The sequence below is a fragment of the Haloarcula sp. CBA1122 genome (assembly GCF_009741785.1).
GTDB lineage: Archaea > Halobacteriota > Halobacteria > Halobacteriales > Haloarculaceae > Haloarcula > Haloarcula hispanica.
This window is the reverse complement of sequence record NZ_WPCB01000019.1, coordinates 14,615-33,308: the sequence shown is the minus strand read 5'-3', so window position 1 is coordinate 33,308 and position 18,694 is coordinate 14,615. Positions and strand designations below refer to the sequence as shown.

Here is an 18,694-nt window from a genome sequence, read left to right as displayed (position 1 = left end):
TGGATAGTGCCAACCCACGAGGGCGGCACGCCCCGGGTGATCGCCACAAACCCGTCAGTCCTCTGCACCCTGCCGGACCTTCACGGCCATGCCCGTCTCGAAGTCGTCCATGCCGCTGCCGGGCAGTTCCGCGCGACCGACGGCGAGTAGATAGCCGTCCTCGTGGACGACGAGGGCTTCGTCGCCCGGACGGAGAGCGCTGTCGGCGGACTGGACGAACTTCGCGAAGGCGTTGCGGCCCTCACGGATGAAGGGCTCGCTCTCGTCGCCGACGACCACGCGGTGTCGCGGCCCGTCGAAGGCATCGAGGAGTCTGCTCCCGCCGGCGAGTCCGAGCCGAAAGCGCCCGTCGTCGCCGTACGTAGCGATCCGGCCATCCGTGGCATGGACCTGCCGCGGACGGCCGGAGCTGGTGTGTGTTACGTCGAGGGCGTCAGCGCCGGCGAACAGCGCTGTCCCGCCGCCACCGCCGAACTGGTAGTCGGCCGCGCGCCGGAGCCCGCGGAACTCGTCGTCGCTCATTGCCCGTGTTCGATGCCGGGTGATAAACCGCCTTTCGGTTCTGTCCGTGCCACTGTTCGACGCAGTCCGAAAGGAAATGTTTGCCCGACCGTGGCTGCCCGAACCACGGCCGACCGAAATCGTGTGGCGATGGTGAATGCCACTCCCCCAATCCGTTCCGAATCACCGGTCCGGCCCTATGGGTGACGGAGTCCCGAACCGGAATGCCATTGGTTCGCTCCGTCAGTCGCCCCGGCCCGAGTACACGGGGCGTGTGCCTCTGTATCCGATCCGCGGTCAGCGATCCGACCACGACGCCTGGAACTGCAGTGGGTCTCCATCTCGCGCCTGTTCCGTGACGAGCGCGAGGGTGTACCGACTATCCTCAGCATGTGGCAACACGCCGTCTCTGTGACCCAACTGGTCGGGGGAACTACACGGGGATGTGTTTGCTGCTTCAGTTATGCAGGTGGGCCGGAATTTCCGTTCTGCCGGGCCGGAGCGATGGCGTCTCTCAGGAAAGATGTGGGCATTGCTTCCTAGTACCATACTTTCCTCCGTCGATTTTGGGGAAATTTATACCGGATGACTTCCAAGTGACGGGTGACATGGCTACAGACACGCGAAAAGTGATTCTGGGCGCTGCGCTGCTGGCGATCAGCACCGTGCTCATCCTTGGTACAGGGGCAATCGACATCGGCATCCCGGCCGCTGCCGGAGCGCTGGCTGCACTTGGGCTGGCCGCCGGAGCCCTCCTCGTTGGAACGTCAGAAGACGGTCGCCCGGTCTAACCGCCGAGAGCCTTTTCCTTCGAAACCCAAGCACAAGTAGCTCTGAGCCTGTCGAGCCACAGGAAGCTATTCCGGTTACGGTTGGGCCAGTGGTGGAGACAGCGCCGGAGCGACCGCCCACACACTGGGTCGGCTATAGCAGGAACCGGTCGGAATCGTCGCTCATATCGATGAACCCATCAACGGCCGCTTTGAGGTCTTCGGAGGACGACTCTTCGAAGCCCATCGCTTCGACGCGACAGCCTTCGTGGCGGAGATACCGACACACACGAGCGAAGTCCCCGTCGCCGGTACAGAGCACGACCGTATCGACGTGATTCGCTAGCGAGACCGCGTCGAGACTCATCCCGACATCCCAGTCGGCCTTCTTCGATCCGTCCTGGAACGTCTTGATGTCCTTGATGCGCGTCTCGAAGCCGATGTCGACGAGCGCTTCGAAAAACGACTCCTCTTCGGGCGAATCCGCGCGGATGACGTAGGCGATTGCGCGGGTCAGTTCGCGGCCGTCAACGGCCTCTTCCAGTAGTGCCTCGTAGTCGATGTTCCGCGAGTAAAGACTCCGGGCAGTGTGATAGAGGTTTTGCGCGTCGGCCAGTACGGCCACGCGCTGTCCCGGCTGGGAAACTGTCATATCAGGTATTGGCTATCGGCCCGAATATGCTTTCGGGATACAAACGTGAAAGAACGGCGTAATTATGCCCCAACTAACCAGTTGTTGTCGCTTCAGCAGCTCTAGCCGTGGATAGAATATGTCAATAAGGCGGTCTTACTACCGAGGAGTGCAGTCAACTTAGTGAGCACTGTGTTTCACTCGGACAAGCGCAAAACAGCCTACTTCTGGAGGTCGAACGCAACTGCTACCGGAGTAACTGTCCAGTAGACGAACCGATACCGACCGGAGACGAGTTCAGGACACACAGTAAAATCCTTCTCGTCAGGAACAACCCCCTCTTCGGTCAGACGGAGCGACCATTCAAATACCTGCCCAGGCGCTGCCTCGGTACCCATATCCACGTATTGAAACTCATCGTCCCCGGTCTGTCCACGGACATCTTGCCAGCCATCTTCAGTGAGCAGTTCGATCTGGTACAGATACTTAAGACCCAGAGAGAGGGTGCGATCAGACACGTTTGTCAGCGTAATTTGGGCTGTGTCACCGTATTCAAACGCTGTCCCATCAATCCGTAGTGATACATACCCGGTATCTCCCCACGGAACGGAGCCTTCGTCATACATTGGCGGGTGGCGAGTGAAGTTGCCCTTCTCACACGAGAGTTCTTTTACCGGGGACTCAGGACTCTCAGCTGGCCGAATGTGACCACTGAGTTGACGCTCTGTCATCTCTTCGGTATTTCCAGCTGTTTGTTGCTCAGTGTTCTCGGTTTCCGTTTTTGCAGCTGTCTCGGTCGGATCACTGCTGGTACTCGAACAGCCGGCGAATCCGAAGACGCTGGAGGTGGCTAAAAGATAGTGTCTTCGACGCATACCTGCCGATATTATGTACCTTGCAGTATGTGTTTGTGGCCGACACTTATGTGTTATTGTCAGAATGTAATGTGTACACCTCTGACCGCTTGTTTCAGACAGGACGCAAATACCAAAATGCAGTCGGGCCTGCTCCAGCAGCGTCTCCCAGACAAGCCGAGGGAAACGCTGGCGTACTGCCACACGATGGGGGTCCCGCCGTCTCCATGCGACGACTCGATAAGGCTTCGAATGCACTGTGAAAGGCGACAGCGAGAACACAAAAGCTAAGTCGGTCACGCTTGGTTACTCGACCATGCGACGACGCCGTCAGTCCGGAACCGCCTCGTGGCTCCCCGGTGAGGGCGTCGTCCGCGCGAAACGCAAGCCGACGTTTTAGCGACTCGTGGCGGACGTGGCGACTCCGTCTCGGGTCAGGACGTTTGACACACAACAGCCGGCGGTATCGGCCGGCTATCGCACCGTTTCCGACCGGACAACCGAACCCACAGCGACACCACACACTCAGCAATGACAGCTATCGACTTCCGCGGCGTGTTCCCGGCTATGTGCACGCCGTTCCACCAGGACGGCAGTATCGACTTCGAAACACTCCAAGAGGACGCCCAGCGGCTCGAATCCGCCGGCGTCGACGGCCTCGTTCCGGTCGGCTCGACCGGTGAATCGGCGACGCTCTCGCACGACGAACACATCGAGGTCGTCGAGGCGGTCATCGACGCCGTCGACGACGTGCCGGTCATCGCCGGCTCGGGGTCGAACAACACCAAGGAAGCGCTGGAGCTGTCCCGGCGCTCCGCCGAGGCCGGCGCTGACGCGCTGTTGCTCATCTCGCCGTACTACAACAAGCCCGAACAGCAGGGGTTCCTCGACCACTACACGACGCTGGCTGACGCCGTCGACCTGCCACAGATCGTCTACAACGTCCCCTCGCGGACGGGCCAGAACATCGACCCGGATACGGCGGTCGAACTCGCCGCACACCCGAACATCCGGGCCTACAAGGCTGCGAGCGGCGACATGGGACAGATTTCAGAGATCATCGAACGCACGCAGGACGAGGACTTCGCGGTGCTGTCCGGCGACGACGGGATGACGCTACCGATGCTGTCGGTCGGCGGGACCGGCTGTATCTCCGTCTCGGCCAACATCGAACCGGAGCGCACCTGCGCGATGGTCGGTGCGGCGCTGTCCGGCGACTTCGAGCGAGCGAGAGCGATTCACCACGAACTCGGCCCGCTGTTCCGCGCACTGTTCGTCGAGACGAACCCCATCCCGGTCAAGGAGGCAATGCGGATCAGAGGCTACGGCCCGGCGTACCTCCGCTCGCCGCTAACCCGCCTGTCCGACGAACACCTCGACCACCTGCGTGACGTGCTCGCGACGCTCGAAACCGAAGACCTCGAAGACGAGTACGCGGAGGCCGAGCGATGACGCGGGTGGCGGTCAACGGCGTCACCGGCCAGATGGGTGGCGCTGTCATCGAGGCCGCCACCGACAGCGAGGTCGTGGTCGGCTTTGCGACCAGCGATACCAACGCGGTCGACGGCGTCCCTGTCGTCGACCTCGCCGATGCCGCCGAGGCGCTCCGGGAGTACGACGTGGACGTTGTCGTCGACTTCGCTGTCCCAGAGGGTGCGCTGACCGTCGCCGAAGCCTGCGTCGAAGCGGGCGTCTCGATGGTCGTCGGAACCACCGGCTTCGACGAGGACGGGATGGCCAGTCTGCGAGACGCCAGTGAGGAGGTTCCGCTGCTGAAGGCGACCAACTTCTCGCAGGGAATTCAGGTCCTCCAGCGCCTCGTCAGCGAGGCCGTCGGGACGCTCGACGACTACGACCTCGAACTCATGGAGACCCACCACAACCGCAAGGTCGACGCGCCGTCGGGGACGGCCAACAGCATCCTCGACGTGATCCAAGAGGAGCGCGACGTAGAGCCGGTGTACGGCCGGGAAGGGCACGCACCGCGCGACGACGACGAAATCGGCGTGTTCGCCAGGCGAGCCGGTGACATTCGCGGGGAGCACGAACTCGTACTGGCCGGCAACGACGAAGTCCTCTCGCTCTCCCACCGGGCCGAGGACCGCGGTGTGTTCGCCGCCGGCGCACTGGACGCGGCGACGTGGCTCGTCGGCCGCGACGCCGGCTGGTACGAGTTCGGCGACGTTGTAGACGCCTGAAGGAGACCGGAGGGGAAACACGGGACGGTTTTCAGCGGTCTACTCGCCGTAATTGATTGCGGTTCTATAGTAGCCGTTGAAAATCAATGCACACCTGATCGGACGACTGTAGTGCGATCAGTGTGTAAATCGTTTCAATTGTTACTATCGACGGATCGGTGAGCGGCGACCATATTGACACCCGGTATTCGGAAAATATGAATATGTGATAATACACACTCGAATACCTCTCTCAATACCACGGTCAGCCTTATATGTCGGAGTTGCCGCGTATCGTCTATGGCTACGAACCAGCGCGTACAACTACCAGCGACCGATTGCCCGCGATGTTCCAGCGAATTCGAGGCGACGGCACCGCGCATCAGTATGTGCCGGGAATGTGGGTACATCCCCGGCCGCGGGTCCGACTGAGAGAACGACAGACGGAAAATGCGGCATGGTAGCACACCCATCCCGAAACCCCGATAGGTAAGCCCCCGGCGTCGCAACCGGGTGGTATGAGCCTCGAAGCCGATATCGACGACCTCTGGCAACGGAAACAGGACGGCCTCTCGGCGGCCGACACGACCGACGACCACCTCGCTGTACTCGATGAATTCCTCACGGCGCTGGAAGCCGGCGAGGTCCGCGCCGCGGAGAAGTCTGGCGGCGAGTGGGAGGCGAACGCGTGGGTCAAGCAGGGCATTCTGCTGAACTTCGGCCTGCGCGAGACCGTCGCCCGGGAGTACGGCGGCGTCGACTACCACGACGTGCTCCCACTCCGGGAGACTGAGGACCTCGGCGAGCGCGGGACCCGCAACACGCCGGACGGCACGACCATCCGCCGTGGCGCGTACCTCGGTGAGGACTGCATCATGATGTCGCCCTCGTTCGTCAACATCGGGGCGTACGTCGGCGACGGGACGCTCATCGACTCCTGTGACACCGTCGGTTCCTGCGCCCAGATCGGCGAGAACGTCAAGCTCGGCGCGAACACGCTCATCGGCGGCGTCCTCGAACCGGTCGAGAACGCCCCAGTCATCGTTGAGGACGAGGTATCGCTGGGCGCTGGCTGTCGCGTCACCAGCGGCTTCGTCGTTGGCGAAGGCTCGATTGTCGGTGAGAACACGCTCCTGACGCCGCGGATTCCCGTCTACGATCTCGTCAAGGACGAGGTACTGTACGGCGAACTGCCGCCGGAACGGCGCGCCTTCCAGCGCTTCGTCGACTCTTCAGTCGGCGAGAACGACCTGATTCCCGGCGGGGCGTACAAGCCCGCTGTGGTGGCGACCGATGTCGAGGAGGAGACGCTGGAAGCGACGGAGAGAGAAGACGCGCTTCGGGAGTAGCGAGGGCGCGCGAAGCGCGGCCCTCGGTAAAGCGAACGGTGAGCGAAGTGACCCGCGAGCAATGGAGTTTCGACCGTGGAGAGCGCTCTCGGCATCACCTCGTCCGGCGAGCGCATCTGGTGGACGGACTGATAGTTGAGACAGTCTACGCCACGGTCAAGAGCTGTTGAGTATCGAAGCTGAGTGACTGGAGGGGAACCAACGGCGGCATGTCGCTCGGACTTCAGGCCGCGGTGGTATCGCTGTCGACCTCGTCAAGCGTCGTTTACCGCCCGTCTGCGACGTTCCCACGGCGCTGGTAGGACTCTCTGAGGGTGAGTGCCAGTGCGCCGAGGCCGAGTAAAAGCGCAAGCAGTTCGAACACCCACCCGACAACCGGTATCGCACCGAGAATTGCAAACCCGATGAGGCCGACGGTCAACGCGAGCCAGCGGTTCTCCCGGTCAGCGAGCGAGAGCGCCCACGACCCAGCGGCGAACTGGCCGTAGACGACGGCGACCCACACCGCGACGCCGAAAACGACGGCACCGACCAGCGAGAGCGGGATGCCGACGATGGTGAACAGGAGAACGACGAGGACGACGGGCACGGCGACGAGTGTCAGCAGGCCGACGCCCCCGGACTTCGCCGGGCGCTCCGCGACGTGTCCGGCGACGCGCGCTGAAAACGACGGGAAGGCGGCCAGTAGGATCGCACCCAGCAGGAGGTTTACGAGCAGGCCGTAGACGACACCGATCCATGACGGAAGCGCGAACTCGCCGGAGTCCGGCCCGGCGCTGTCGCCGATGCTCTCGTCCTGAACGACACTCCCGCCGATGGTGGCCTCGGGATCGCGGGTGAACGTGGCTGCGTCGTAGCGGACGTCGCCGCCGACCGACGCCGTCGGCCCGAGGACGAACTCCTCTGCACCAGCACGGACGGTCCCGTCGACCGTCCCATGAATCGCGAGGAAGCCAGCACCTGCTTCGAGGTTTCCGCCAATCTGGGCTGTCTCGCCGATCTCGACTGTCCCGCCGGCGACGCTGACGTTGCCGCCGACAGTGCCGTCGATACGGACAGTCCCCGCCGCAGCCTCGATGTTCCCACCCACCTCACCGGCCTCGGTGACGTGGACGGTCCCTGCCGCGGTTTCGACGTCTCCGGTCACCGTCCCGCGAACGATGACCGTCCCGGCGACCCCCTCAACGCTGTCGTACGTCTCGTCAGGTCCGATGATTATGGTTCCGCTTGCTCCCTGATACGACTGCGCGGCAACGGTACCGGCCACAGTCGATAGCAAAACGAGCGACACGAGCGCGAGCGTAGCGACCCGGAGGCCGCCGCTGGCGAGTCTGGAAGACATGCGATTTGATTGTGTTGGGAACATGATAAATGTGTGATAACATTATCAGGCAGCGAGAACGCCACCCGAACGGTGTGAGCCGGGCCGCACTCGTCCAGACCGAGCGGTCTGTCCGCGCCGCGGTGTTGTCGTCGCCGATGGAGAGGAGACACTGAAAACAATGGAGCCAGAAGACGCACGCAGAGAGAGTGGGGTGCGCGGAGTAGCGGCCCTCGAAACGTGGACATCGGCCTCTGGGACTGGACCGAAACGAGCGTTTCTGTATCGGTATGTGATTTTAGTTATAAGACGACAGCGGTTCCTGACGACGCTCTCCAGCGGTCTCACAGGCGACATATCGAGCGTGTATTAGGTGGGGTGAAACCTATAGTGGTTTCTTTTTGGCCGAATTCTGAGTTTTTGTAATCGCTACTGGCTACACCACCCTGAAACTTTAAGTATTGATAGCATGAAATATTTGCCGTAGATATGTCTAGTGACAGCAAGCAGCAGAGCGCAACCGAGCGGAAGTCAGCGATAAAGAAGCGTCACGAACAGGCGGCAAACGAGGTGCTGCCGGATCGGCGGGAACTGTACATCGGTGGGGAATGGGTCCAGAGTAGCGCCGGGAAGACATTCGAAACGATAGACCCGACAACCGGTGAACCGCTTGCGGAAGTGCAAGCCGGCACTGCGGAGGATATTGACAGTGCAGTTGCGGCCGCATGGGACGCCTACGACGAGACGTATAGCGATATGTCTACAGGCGCACGCCAGGCAATGCTGGATAGTATCGCAGATGCCATTGCGGAGCGCAGCGAGGAGTTCGCGAAGCTCGAAAGTTTAGATAACGGGAAACCGATTAGCGAGGCTCGGATCGATATTGACCTCGTTATCGACCACTTCCGGTATTTCGCAGGTCTCGCTCGGTCGGGCGAGGGACGGACCATTGAAACTGACGACAGCCGGCACGTCCAGACGCTCCGGGAGCCGTATGGGGTTGTTGGACAGATAATCCCGTGGAACTTCCCGTTGCTGATGGCGGCCTGGAAGCTCGCCCCGGCGCTGTCGGCCGGTAACACCGTCGTACTGAAGCCTGCCGAGGAGACGCCGCTGAGTATTCTCAAACTGATGGAAATTACGGAAGATGTGATTCCCGACGGCGTCGTTAACGTCGTCACCGGGTTCGGTCCGGAGGCAGGGGAGCCGCTCTCGAAACACCCTGACATCCGGAAGCTAGCGTTCACTGGATCGACAGAAATCGGGAGTAAAGTGATGCAAAGCGCCGCCGAAACCATCACCGACGTGACGCTGGAACTGGGCGGAAAGAGTCCACTCATTGTGTTCCCCGATGCAGACCTGGAACAGGCTGTCCAGACGACGATTACGGCAATCTTCTTTAACACCGGTGAGTGTTGCTGTGCCGGGTCACGGTTGTTCGTCCATGAAGACATCAAAGACGAGTTCCTGAATGAGCTTGCGGCTGCAGCCGAGGACCTAACTGTAGATGACCCACTGCTGGAGGCGACAGACCTCGGCCCGAAAGTGACCGCAGAGCAGGTCGAGCGGACGCTGGGCTACATAGAGGAGGCAGAACAGGAAGGAGCCGCTTTCGTCACCGGAGGGAGTCAGCCGGACGACGAAGCCCTTTCGGATGGCTGCTTCGTCGCGCCGACACTCATTGACGAGATTGACCACGACAGCAAACCGGTCCAGGAAGAAATCTTCGGCCCGGTTCAGGAAGTGTTCAGCTGGAGCGAGTACGATGAGATGATGGAACTGGCTAACGATGTCGACTACGGTCTCGCAGCAGGAGTCCTCACAGAAGACCTCTCGAAGGCGCACCAGTGTGCAAAAGACATCGAAGCGGGGAACATCTGGGTCAACACCTACAACGACTTCCCGGCAGGCCAGCCGTTCGGCGGATACAAGCAGTCGGGAATCGGTCGAGAGATCGGCGAGGAAACGATCGAACATTACACGCAGACGAAGACGGTGAATATTTCACTCGATTGACGTGAGCGTCCCGTTCCCGCAAGTCCCTCCCGGACAGATTGAAGCCGCCAACGTGTCCATCGCCCCCGACGGGACGAAATACGTCGTCCCGTCAGGGATGCACGAGCGGCTGTTCCGGGCAGTGGTGCCCGACGCTGCTGCGGGGACACGAGACCCCAAAACCGAACTGGCGCTGGCCGGATGGGTGTCACTGCATACAGATGGGCTGACCAGACGTGTGTATATCGATGCCCCGGATGACTTCACCGAAACGGCCATGGTAAAGCGGTTCGCCCGGTCACACGACGCCGAATCGATTGTCATGGCACGCCACCCAAGCGGCGACGTGACCCGCTGGCAGTCGCCAGGCGCTGTGTCCGTTACCGAACAGTGAACTCGGCAGTCAGCAGTCTGTGCTGTCGCTCAGGGTCAGTCCACCTTACTTAGTACGGCCAGGGATGGCCGCTCGCGGCTGGCAACAACGTTGTTTTCAGTCCAGCTACCGACCTGTGGCTATGGATGAACGAATCGACCCGGACGAACTGCTCGCTGCTGTCGGCTTTGATGCGGACGAGAGCGTGCTAACGCGCCGGCAAGCGGAGGTACTTGCGCTCCGCGAAAACGATGTCCGTCAGAGCGATATCGGGGAGTTGCTCGGCACGTCACGCGCGAATATTTCGAGCATAGAGCGGAATGCGAGAGAGAACGTCGAGAAGGCACGCCAGACAGTCGCCTTCGCGAACACCCTGACTGCACCGGTTCGTGTCGACATTGCAGTCGGGACCGACATCTACGATATTCCACCGACGGTGTATGCCGCCTGTGATGAGGCCGGTGTGGAGGTCAATTACGGCTCCTCGAATCTGTTGCAACTCGTCGATGACGCCGTCGATGGTGCGATTCAGCAGGACACGGTGCAGGTGCCACTCCGCATTGATGTGACAAACGACGGTGTCGTACACGTTCGAGAACGGTCGGCAGAACGCACAGAGTAACCGGGAACAGTACTGCTGGCTCGAATCGGCAGGCACGGCTCACATACCGGTGTGTCCTCACGCGCCGACAGACGATTGTTGCGCAGCACCGTCCGCATCCGACCGTCGCCCGATAGAGAGATGGCCAGTTGGGGCGCTGTGTGTATCGAAACGGAACCCTTGTTAGCCGCCGACACCGTGGTTTCCCCAATGAGCCACGACTCGCCGCCGGTCCGCCGCCTCGCGGACTGGGACCACGAGCGTCTGGAGGCGGTGGCTGCCGAGCACGGCACGCCGCTGTACGTCGTTGATCTCGACCGCGTCGCCGAGAACTACGAGCGATTCGCCGCGGCGTTCCCCGACGCCCATGTCATGTACGCCGCGAAGGCCCACACCGGACAGGCCGTTCTGTCGAAACTGCTTGAGACGGGCGCGGACATCGAGTGTGCGGCCTGGGGGGAACTCCAGCGGGCTATCGACGCCGGCGCAGACCCGAACACGCTCCAGTACACGGCCGTCAATCCGCCGGACCGCGACCTCGACCGTGCCGTCGAACTGGCGGCAGAGCACCCCGGGCTGACGATTACGGGGGGCGCGCGGGACACCTTCGACCGCCTCGAAGAGCGGGGCTACGACGGCCGGGTCGCCATCCGCATCAATCCCGGTATCGGGACGGGCCACCACGAGAAGGTCGCGACGGGGAAAGACGCCAAGTTCGGCATTCCCTACGACGAGGTGCCCGAGGTCGCGGCCGATGTGCGCGAGCGGTTCGACCTCGTCGGCCTGCACGCCCACGCCGGCAGCGGCGTCCTTCACGACGACCTCGACGACCACTGTCGGGCCATCGGGAAGGTCGCCGACATGGGCCGAGAAGTCATCGCCGACGGCGCGGAACTGGACTTCGTCGACTTCGGCGGCGGCTTCGGCGTGCCGTACCGAGAAGACGTCGAGCCACTGGACATGGAGATTGTCGGCGAGAAGGTCCGCGAGGCGGTCGGGGACCTCGACGCGCAGGTCAAACTCGAACCCGGCCGGTACGTTGTCGCCGACGCCGAGTGCATCCTCACGGAGGTCAACACGGTCAAGGAGACGCCGGCGGCAACCGTCGTCGGCGTCGACGCCTCGCTGGCAACACTCATCCGACCGGCAATGTTCGGCTCCTACCACCCGATTCGGAACGTCACCGCGCCGGGCCGGGAAGCCGAACCGGTGTCCGTTGGTGGTCCGTGCTGTACGAGCGCCGACGTGTTCTGCACTGACCGACCGCTCGCTCGACCCGAGCGAACTGACCTGCTGGCAATCGGCAACGCCGGTGCGTACGGCTACGAACTGGCGAACCAGTTCCACTCCCAGCCACGGCCGGCAGAAGTTGCCTTCGAGGGCGGCGAGACGCGAGTCGTCCGCGAGCGGGAGACACTGGCGGACGTGACCCGCATGGAGCGGTAATGGCGTTCGACATCCCCTCGTTCCACCGGCAGGCCGTCGAGACGCCGTCACACGAGCGCGTCGACGACATGCGCTCGTTACTGGTCGACACGCTCGAAGACGCCGGGGAGTACCCGGAGGTGGACGACCTCGGCAACGTCGTCGCGTCCCGTGGCGATACCGACGGGACCCATATCCTGCTCAACACGCACATCGACACCGTGCCGCCGCATCTGCCCTACGAGCGGCGGACGGAGCCGCCGGGGCCAGACGAGACTGTCGATGGCACCGGCGGCGATGGGGACGGCGACATCGTCTGTGGCCGCGGGGCCTGTGACGCGAAAGGCCCGCTCGCGGCCTTGCTGGATGCGTTCCTCACCGTGACGCCCGATGACGGCCGGGTCACACTGGCGATTTCTACCGACGAGGAGACGACACAGACCGGCGGCGCACACCTTGCAGACACAGTCGGCGCCGACGGCTACATCGTTGGCGAACCGACCGGCCTCGACGTGTGTACCGCCGCTCGCGGCCAGTTTGAGGGCACGGTCACCATTCACGGCGAGAGCGCCCACGCCGCCGACCCCGGCAGCGGCCACAACGCGATTCGGGCCGCCGCGCCGGTTCTGCAGGCGATGGAGTCGTATGACGACAAGAAAGGCCCCGGCGAACACGAGACGCTCGGCTACCCCATCCTCACCCCGTCGATGGTGGAGGGCGGCGAGGCGACCAATCAGGTCCCGGCAGAGTGTATCATCACGTTCGACCGGCGGAGCGTCCCGCCGGAGACGAGCGAATCGTTCTGTGCCGACCTGCAGGCCCACCTCGAACAGTGGCTCCCGGAGTCGATGGGTCTCAGCGTGGACCTCATCCGCCCGGATACGCCGTTCCCCGAGGCGTTCGCGACCGACACCGACGCAGAACTGGTCCGCACGCTGCAGGAAGCAAGTGGCGGCGGGGTCCGGCAGTTCGGGGCCGCGACGGAAGCTTCGTATTTCGCGAGCAACGGGCCGACCGTGGTGTTCGGTCCCGGCGACCTGAGCGATGAGATGGGTGCTGTCGCCCACTCGAAACGCGAGTACGTCCGTCTCTCGGAGGTTCGGACGGCCGCGCGAGCCGTGCGGGAGACGGTCGAACGGCTGGTCTGAGTCGGAAAGTCACGACCTACGCCGACCGCCGCTGGACGAGGTCGGAGAGCGCCGTGGTTGCGTCTTCGTCTGTCACGCTGTCGAACTCCTCGTAGTAGTCCGAAGTCGCCTGAAACGCCGCCGGTTTCAGCGGGACGACGACATCGTCGGCCCACCGCTGTACCTCGTCGAGCACGTCCGGCGGCGCGACGGGGGCGGCGGCGATAACCTCGTCGGCACCCACTTTCCGCAGGCGCTGTGTCGCGACGCGCATCGCCGCACCCGTCGGAATCCCGTCGTCGACCAGCAGAACCCGCTTGCCAGCCACGTCAAGCGGCCCCCATGTCTCGCCGTAGTCGACCGCTCGCGACTCGACGGTGTCGCTCGCGTGTGTCTTCGCTTCCTGAACGTACTCCCAGTTCACGTCCAGAAACCGCATCATCGGGCTGTTGATCCACGAGAAGCCCCCCGGCGCGACGGCTCCGATAGTCAGCTCAGGGTGGTTTGGAGCGCGTATACGTTGTATGACGATGACATCCATCGGGAGCCCGGTCGCGTCAGCGACCACGTTGCCGACGGGGACGCCGTTCGGTGCGAGCGTGACGACGATATCGCCGACGACATCCCGCCGGCGCAGCGCGGCCACGAGCTGTTGCGCCGCATCCGAGCGGTCTGTGAACATACCACACTATACGGAATCGTACATCCTAATCATTCCGGTCAGTCGTCACCGGGCTGGCGGCCGACCGAGCGGGTGGCTGCGTCACCGGCTCAGTCCTGGGGTGTCGGCTGGTCGGGTTCCTGCCCGAGGGCCAGCGTCTCCTCGACCTGTGTGTACGTCAGAACGAGACCGACAAACGCGAGCGCGGCACCGGCAGTGAAGGGCGTGCTGAACGACCCGAAGTTGTACAGCAGGCCCGACGCCAGCGGCCCGATAGCGACGCCGAGACCGAACGCCATTGTCAGGACAGACAGCGTCGTCCCGGACCCTCTCGCGCCGGCCAGATCACCGGCAAGAGCGAGCGACGGGGCAAACACCAGCGCAACGGCGATGCCCTGGACGAACCGCGCCAGAAGCATGCTCCACGGGCCTGTCACGACACCCTGTGCGAACACCGACGGAACAAGGATGACGAACCCGGCGACGATGAACGGCCGTCGACCAAACCGGTCGCTCGCTCGGCCGATGGGTACCTGAAAGACGACGTTCGCGATGACGACGGCGGCAAACTGGACGCTGAAGAACAGGGTCGACTCGTCCAGCCGCATCCGAATTGGCCCTTCGAGCGTGGCAAACAGGGCGATAGTGGCCGCCATTAGGAAGGTGCCGATACCGAGGACGAACACTGAATCGAGCCCCTCCCCCTCTCGGTCCAGAATCGCTATCGAGAGGTCTTTGCCCGCTTCGGCATCGACCGGCGGATCCTGAATCAGGGCCCACACGAGGGCAAAGCTCACGACAGCGCCCAGCACGGCGATGGCGAAGGCGGCGGTGAAGCCGGATATCGCGGTGCCGGCGAATCGGTAGGTCACCACGTCGTTCGCGGCGAGTCCGCCGGTGATGACGACGCCGGCGATTATCGGCCCGAACCCGAAGCCGATGAGCCGGAAAGTGTTGAACACGCCGAAGTTCCCGCCGCGCTCGGCGTCACTCGCCGCGTAGTCGTTTACCAGCGCCACCGTCGCCGGAATCGTGAACGCCGCACCGAGTCCCTGAAATGCCCGCGCGGCGAGGACCGTCCAGTACGAGGAGAGGAACGGGTAGGCCGCGCTGCCGATAGCGAACAGCACCAGCCCGGTGAGGACGAAAATCCGGCGCTTACCGGTCCGGTCCGAGAGCCGCCCGGTAAACGGCTGGCCAAAACTGTTCAGCAGACCGAACAATGAGAGCACCAGTCCGATCAGCGTCTCCGTCTGAAGCGTGAACCCGAGTATCTGCTGGCCGGCGATACCGGCGAGCGACACCTGTCCGCTGGCGATGTACAGGGGGAGCACGATGATGAGAAACGAGTTGCCCAGCGCGTCCGCCATCCGAGCGAACGCGAGCGTCAGGACCCGGGTGTCAGTGCCGAGGACCATCTACCCCTGACGAAGGCGGCCACACTCGTGATAGTTGCGTTCCCCGCGGTGGTACGTCGACCCGAAAACAGCACCGGCGAGACAGCGGCGCTCAGATGTCGTCGGCCTGCTGCGCCGCGATCCCCGTGTAATCGGTCGGCGTCAGCGCCTCCAGTTCGGCCCGGACCTCGTCGCTCACGTCGAGGTCGGCAAACATATCGTGGAAGTCCTCGATGGTGACCTCGCGGCCCCGAGTGGCCTTTTTGACCTGCTCGTAGGCGTCGGCGTACCCTTCGCGCCGGAGGATCGTCTGAACGGCTTCGCCGATGATCTCCGGCGTCGCGGCGAGGTCGTCGCGCATCACCTGCTCGTTGGGGACGACCTTCGCCAGCCCGTTCTGGCACTTGCTGTAGCCGATGAGACAGTGGGCGAAGGCGGCCCCGATGTTGCGCTTGACCGTCGAGTCCGAGAGGTCCCGCTGGAGCCGGGAGTTCGTGACGTAGTCGCCGAGGAAGTGGAGGTCGGAATTGGCCTTCGAGAGATTCCCCTCGCTGTTCTCGAAGTCGATTGGGTTGACCTTGTGGGGCATCGTCGAGGACCCCGTTTCGCCCTCGACGGCTTCCTGGCCGAGATAGCGGTCCGAGACGTACAGCCACACGTCGAGGTCGAGGTCCAGCAGGATGTTGTTCGCGCCCCGGAGCGCATCGAACAGGACCGCGAGGTCGTCACAGGGGTTGACCTGCGTCGTCAGCGGTTCGTGCTCCAGGCCGAGGTCGCCGACGAAGGATTCGGCGAACGTTGGCCAGTCCACGTCGGGGTAGGCGGCGACGTGGGCCGCGTAGGTTCCCGACGCGCCGGCGAGCTTTCCGGAGAGGGTGTCGGCGGCCCGCTCGACCCGACCGATGGCCTGGCCCAGCCGCGAGGCGTAGACGGCCATCTCCTTGCCGAACGTCGTCGGCGTCGCAGGCTGGCCGTGTGTGCGGGCCAGCATCGGCACGTCAGCGTAGGTGTGGGCCATCTCCACCAGCGTATCCCGAATCTCGCGGAGTTCGGGCACCAGCACCTCCTCGGCGGCGGGCTTGACGAGCAGCCGCTGGGCGAGGTTGTTCACGTCCTCGCTGGTCAGCCCGAAGTGAATCCAGTTGGCGGCGTCGAGGTCGTCGGGCATCCCCAGTCGGATGAAGTACTCGATGGCCTTCACGTCGTGGTTGGTCGCCGCGTACTCGCCGTAGCCCTCGGTTTCGAGCTGTTTGACGACGCTCGCGTCCTCGTCGTCGAACCCTTCGTACAGCGCCCGGAGCGTCGCGCGCTGGCCGTCGTCGATTGACAGCGGCGTGGCGTCGAGGTCGGCAAGCGCGATGAGATACTCGACTTCGACTTCCACGCGGGCGCGCATCAGCGCCCGCTCGCTGGCGTACGGGACGAGCGGTTCGGTGTAGCGGGCGTATCGGCCGTCGAGCGGCGAAACGGCGGCCAGTGGCCCTCTCTCGGTCATACCCGAGTGTGCGCGGGAGGCGCGAAAAAGCGTGTCGTTCTCCCGCAACCGCGACGCGGTGCGGCAGCGAGGCGTGGTGTGACGGCGAGAAAGGTGGGGAGCGGGGATTCGGGTGAAAGAGGAGGCCGCGTCGTTAGTTGCTGAACTCGTTGCAGACTGGGATACCGACCGTGTTGTAGTCGCTCATCGCGGCCAGTTCGTCGGGTACCTGGTGGATGTCGACCGTGTCCTCGACCAGCGCCGTCGGGTCGAGTTTGCTCGATTCCACCATGTCCAGCATTTCGCTGTACCGCGATGGCTGGAGCCCGAGTGAGCCCTTGAAATCGATTTCTTTGGCGACGAACTCGTCGGTCGGGAGCGACACCATCCCCGCCTCCTCGCTGGTGGTCAGTCCGATCTGGACGTGCGTGCCGCCTTTGCGGAGCGAGTTCACCGCGTTCTGGCAGGTCGTTGCGATACCGAGGGCGTCTGCGGACACGTCGGCCCCGCCGTCAGTGATGTCCCTGACCTCCTTTGCGGGGTCGTCGACCGCCTGTGCGTTGACGGTGGCGACAGCGCCAAGCTCTTCCGCGCGGTCCAGTTTTTCGTCCATCAGGTCGACTCCGATGACGTTGCCGCCGAGGGCGTTCGCGATGTGAACCGCCGAGAGCCCGATGCCACCGCAGCCGTGGATGACCACGTCGTCGCCGGCACTGACCGGTGCGCGGTGGGCCATCGCGTGGAACGAGGTCATGAACCGACAGCCCATCCCGGCGGCCGACTCGGCGTCGATACCGTCCGGGAGCGGAACGGCGTTGAGGTCGGCGTTGGGAATGTGGACCTCCTCGGCGAACGCGCCGGGGGCCTGGTTCATGAACCCGAGACCGATGTGGTTCTCGCAGATGTTTTCCCGCCCGTTTCGACAGAGGTCGCAGTTCCCGCAGGCGAAGTTGAACGGAATGGCGACCTCCTGTCCCTCCTCAATGTTTTCGACGTCTTCGCCGACAGAGACAATCCGGCCTGTCGGCTCGTGACCGAGGACGTGTGGCGGGTCAGGCCGGTACCCGAACCAGTCCCAGTCCCCCTGCCAGCAGTGCCAGTCGGACCGACAGATACCACAGCCGATGACCTCGGCGACGGCACCGTCCGGCTCCGGCTCGGGGCGGTCGACGTCCTGTACTGTCAGCGGTTCCTGAAACTCTTCTAGTAGTACTGCTTGCATTACACTATTAACATAGGATATCTTACTAATGAATATTATGGTTTTTGAGCTACAATATCTTCGCGAGCGAGGAGGTCCGCACCCCTGATATTGTGGTTACTCGGCTGCGTCAATCTAAGTCCAGAATAATTTCAAATAACTGCCGCTGCTGCCGAAGCCGATGACACATATCAAGTAGCCATATTTTCGTCCACATCGAAATACCTTCGACAGAGAGCGAAGAGATGGTCCCGCTAGCCGGCCAATCCTCAACTCAGCCAGCCGTAGTCGCCGTCGGCATCGCCAAAGCGGCCATCCGGTGGGTCAAAGCGATAGAGGTCCTGTCCAAGTGCGACCCACGCGAGGCCGTATACGGTTGCCGCCGCTGGCTGGACTTCGAACCCGAGGAACGCGATAGTCCCGAGGCCAAGCAACACGCCCAGCCACGGCGGCTGGATGCGCGTCCTGACGAGACCGACGGTGACCAGTAACGACCCGCTGACCAGCACGAGTACGCCGACCGCGATGACCGCCTCGCCACCACCGGAGAGGAGGCGGACCAGTTGTCCGACGGCGAAAACGAGGCCGCCGAGGCCGCCGGCCCACGCACCGATGGTCCCTGGCCGCTTCATCCGTGCGCCGTAGAAATCCTCAATGGCATAGTGACCGGCTACGACACCGAGTGCGGAGAGGGCGGTTCCGGCGAGGATGGAGGTACTCATTTCGGTCTGACCGGTCGCGGACAGCACCACGGCCCAGCCAACCCAGACGACACCACCGACGGCGGCGACCGCACCCGCGCGCTGACACCGTAGCTTCGCCATACGGGCGAGTTGG

Annotated in this window: 18 protein-coding genes; 9 read left to right on the top strand and 9 right to left on the bottom strand. The window is 63.3% G+C overall.

What is annotated here, in order from left to right:
• Positions 1-54: 54 nt before the first annotated feature.
• Positions 55-522 carry a PUA domain-containing protein gene (locus GJ630_RS09600; RefSeq protein WP_191449795.1) on the bottom strand — a complete coding sequence of 156 codons (468 nt, stop codon included), beginning with the start codon at positions 520-522 and terminating at the stop codon, positions 55-57.
• Between the two features lie 587 nt (positions 523-1,109).
• Between GJ630_RS09600 and GJ630_RS09595 the strand changes: the two genes are divergently transcribed.
• Entirely contained in the window at positions 1,110-1,292 is a 183-nt protein-coding gene (locus GJ630_RS09595; protein WP_008310160.1) for a hypothetical protein, read from the top strand.
• Between the two features lie 133 nt (positions 1,293-1,425).
• Here GJ630_RS09595 and GJ630_RS09590 read toward each other — a convergent pair whose 3' ends face one another.
• Both GJ630_RS09590 and GJ630_RS09585 read right to left on the bottom strand, forming a co-directional pair.
• Positions 1,426-1,923, bottom strand: coding sequence for an NYN domain-containing protein (locus tag GJ630_RS09590; protein WP_004516675.1), 498 nt, complete (start codon positions 1,921-1,923; stop codon positions 1,426-1,428).
• Between the two features lie 200 nt (positions 1,924-2,123).
• Positions 2,124-2,777 carry a hypothetical protein gene (locus GJ630_RS09585; RefSeq protein ID WP_064288391.1) on the bottom strand — a complete coding sequence of 218 codons (654 nt, stop codon included), beginning with the start codon at positions 2,775-2,777 and terminating at the stop codon, positions 2,124-2,126.
• A 510-nt stretch (positions 2,778-3,287) separates the two neighbouring features.
• Here GJ630_RS09585 and dapA point away from each other — a divergent pair.
• From dapA to GJ630_RS09570, 3 genes are all read left to right on the top strand, one after another.
• Entirely contained in the window at positions 3,288-4,208 is a 921-nt protein-coding gene (gene dapA / locus GJ630_RS09580) for a 4-hydroxy-tetrahydrodipicolinate synthase (RefSeq protein WP_014039871.1), read from the top strand.
• Entirely contained in the window at positions 4,205-4,954 is a 750-nt protein-coding gene (dapB, locus tag GJ630_RS09575; protein ID WP_050037740.1) for a 4-hydroxy-tetrahydrodipicolinate reductase, read from the top strand. Before dapA ends, dapB begins: the two co-directional genes overlap by 4 nt.
• Before the next feature lie 497 nt (positions 4,955-5,451).
• Positions 5,452-6,282 carry a 2,3,4,5-tetrahydropyridine-2,6-dicarboxylate N-succinyltransferase gene (locus GJ630_RS09570; protein ID WP_014039869.1) on the top strand — a complete coding sequence of 277 codons (831 nt, stop codon included), beginning with the start codon at positions 5,452-5,454 and terminating at the stop codon, positions 6,280-6,282.
• Positions 6,283-6,547: 265 nt separating this feature from the next.
• Here GJ630_RS09570 and GJ630_RS09565 read toward each other — a convergent pair whose 3' ends face one another.
• Positions 6,548-7,624 (bottom strand): polymer-forming cytoskeletal protein, encoded by a 1,077-nt coding sequence (locus GJ630_RS09565; protein WP_191449794.1) that lies wholly within the window; start codon positions 7,622-7,624, stop codon positions 6,548-6,550.
• A 468-nt stretch (positions 7,625-8,092) separates the two neighbouring features.
• Between GJ630_RS09565 and GJ630_RS09560 the strand changes: the two genes are divergently transcribed.
• The 5 genes from GJ630_RS09560 to GJ630_RS09540 all read left to right on the top strand — a co-directional run bounded on the left by GJ630_RS09560 (position 8,093) and on the right by GJ630_RS09540 (position 13,145).
• Positions 8,093-9,619 carry an aldehyde dehydrogenase gene (locus GJ630_RS09560; protein WP_014039867.1) on the top strand — a complete coding sequence of 509 codons (1,527 nt, stop codon included), beginning with the start codon at positions 8,093-8,095 and terminating at the stop codon, positions 9,617-9,619.
• A 1-nt stretch (position 9,620) separates the two neighbouring features.
• Entirely contained in the window at positions 9,621-9,992 is a 372-nt protein-coding gene (locus tag GJ630_RS09555) for a hypothetical protein (protein WP_014039866.1), read from the top strand.
• Between the two features lie 64 nt (positions 9,993-10,056).
• Positions 10,057-10,593, top strand: coding sequence for a Tfx family DNA-binding protein (locus GJ630_RS09550; protein ID WP_129754937.1), 537 nt, complete (start codon positions 10,057-10,059; stop codon positions 10,591-10,593).
• A 189-nt stretch (positions 10,594-10,782) separates the two neighbouring features.
• On the top strand, positions 10,783-12,018 hold the full coding sequence (gene lysA, locus GJ630_RS09545; protein ID WP_191449793.1) for a diaminopimelate decarboxylase: 1,236 nt from the start codon (positions 10,783-10,785) through the stop codon (positions 12,016-12,018).
• On the top strand, positions 12,018-13,145 hold the full coding sequence (locus tag GJ630_RS09540) for a M20 family metallopeptidase (RefSeq protein WP_191449792.1): 1,128 nt from the start codon (positions 12,018-12,020) through the stop codon (positions 13,143-13,145). The genes lysA and GJ630_RS09540 overlap by 1 nt, the downstream gene beginning before the upstream one ends.
• Positions 13,146-13,161: 16 nt before the next feature.
• Here GJ630_RS09540 and GJ630_RS09535 read toward each other — a convergent pair whose 3' ends face one another.
• The 5 genes from GJ630_RS09535 to GJ630_RS09515 all read right to left on the bottom strand — a co-directional run bounded on the left by GJ630_RS09535 (position 13,162) and on the right by GJ630_RS09515 (position 18,681).
• Entirely contained in the window at positions 13,162-13,806 is a 645-nt protein-coding gene (locus tag GJ630_RS09535) for a phosphoribosyltransferase (protein WP_191449791.1), read from the bottom strand.
• Between the two features lie 89 nt (positions 13,807-13,895).
• Positions 13,896-15,203, bottom strand: coding sequence for an MFS transporter (locus GJ630_RS09530; RefSeq protein ID WP_191449790.1), 1,308 nt, complete (start codon positions 15,201-15,203; stop codon positions 13,896-13,898).
• A gap of 91 nt (positions 15,204-15,294) precedes the next feature.
• On the bottom strand, positions 15,295-16,677 hold the full coding sequence (purB, locus tag GJ630_RS09525) for an adenylosuccinate lyase (RefSeq protein WP_191449789.1): 1,383 nt from the start codon (positions 16,675-16,677) through the stop codon (positions 15,295-15,297).
• Between the two features lie 133 nt (positions 16,678-16,810).
• Complete coding sequence (locus GJ630_RS09520) at positions 16,811-17,878, bottom strand: zinc-dependent alcohol dehydrogenase family protein (RefSeq protein WP_191449788.1); 1,068 nt, start codon at positions 17,876-17,878, stop codon at positions 16,811-16,813.
• Positions 17,879-18,126: 248 nt separating this feature from the next.
• Entirely contained in the window at positions 18,127-18,681 is a 555-nt protein-coding gene (locus GJ630_RS09515; RefSeq protein WP_004963012.1) for a hypothetical protein, read from the bottom strand.
• Positions 18,682-18,694: the final 13 nt, after the last annotated feature.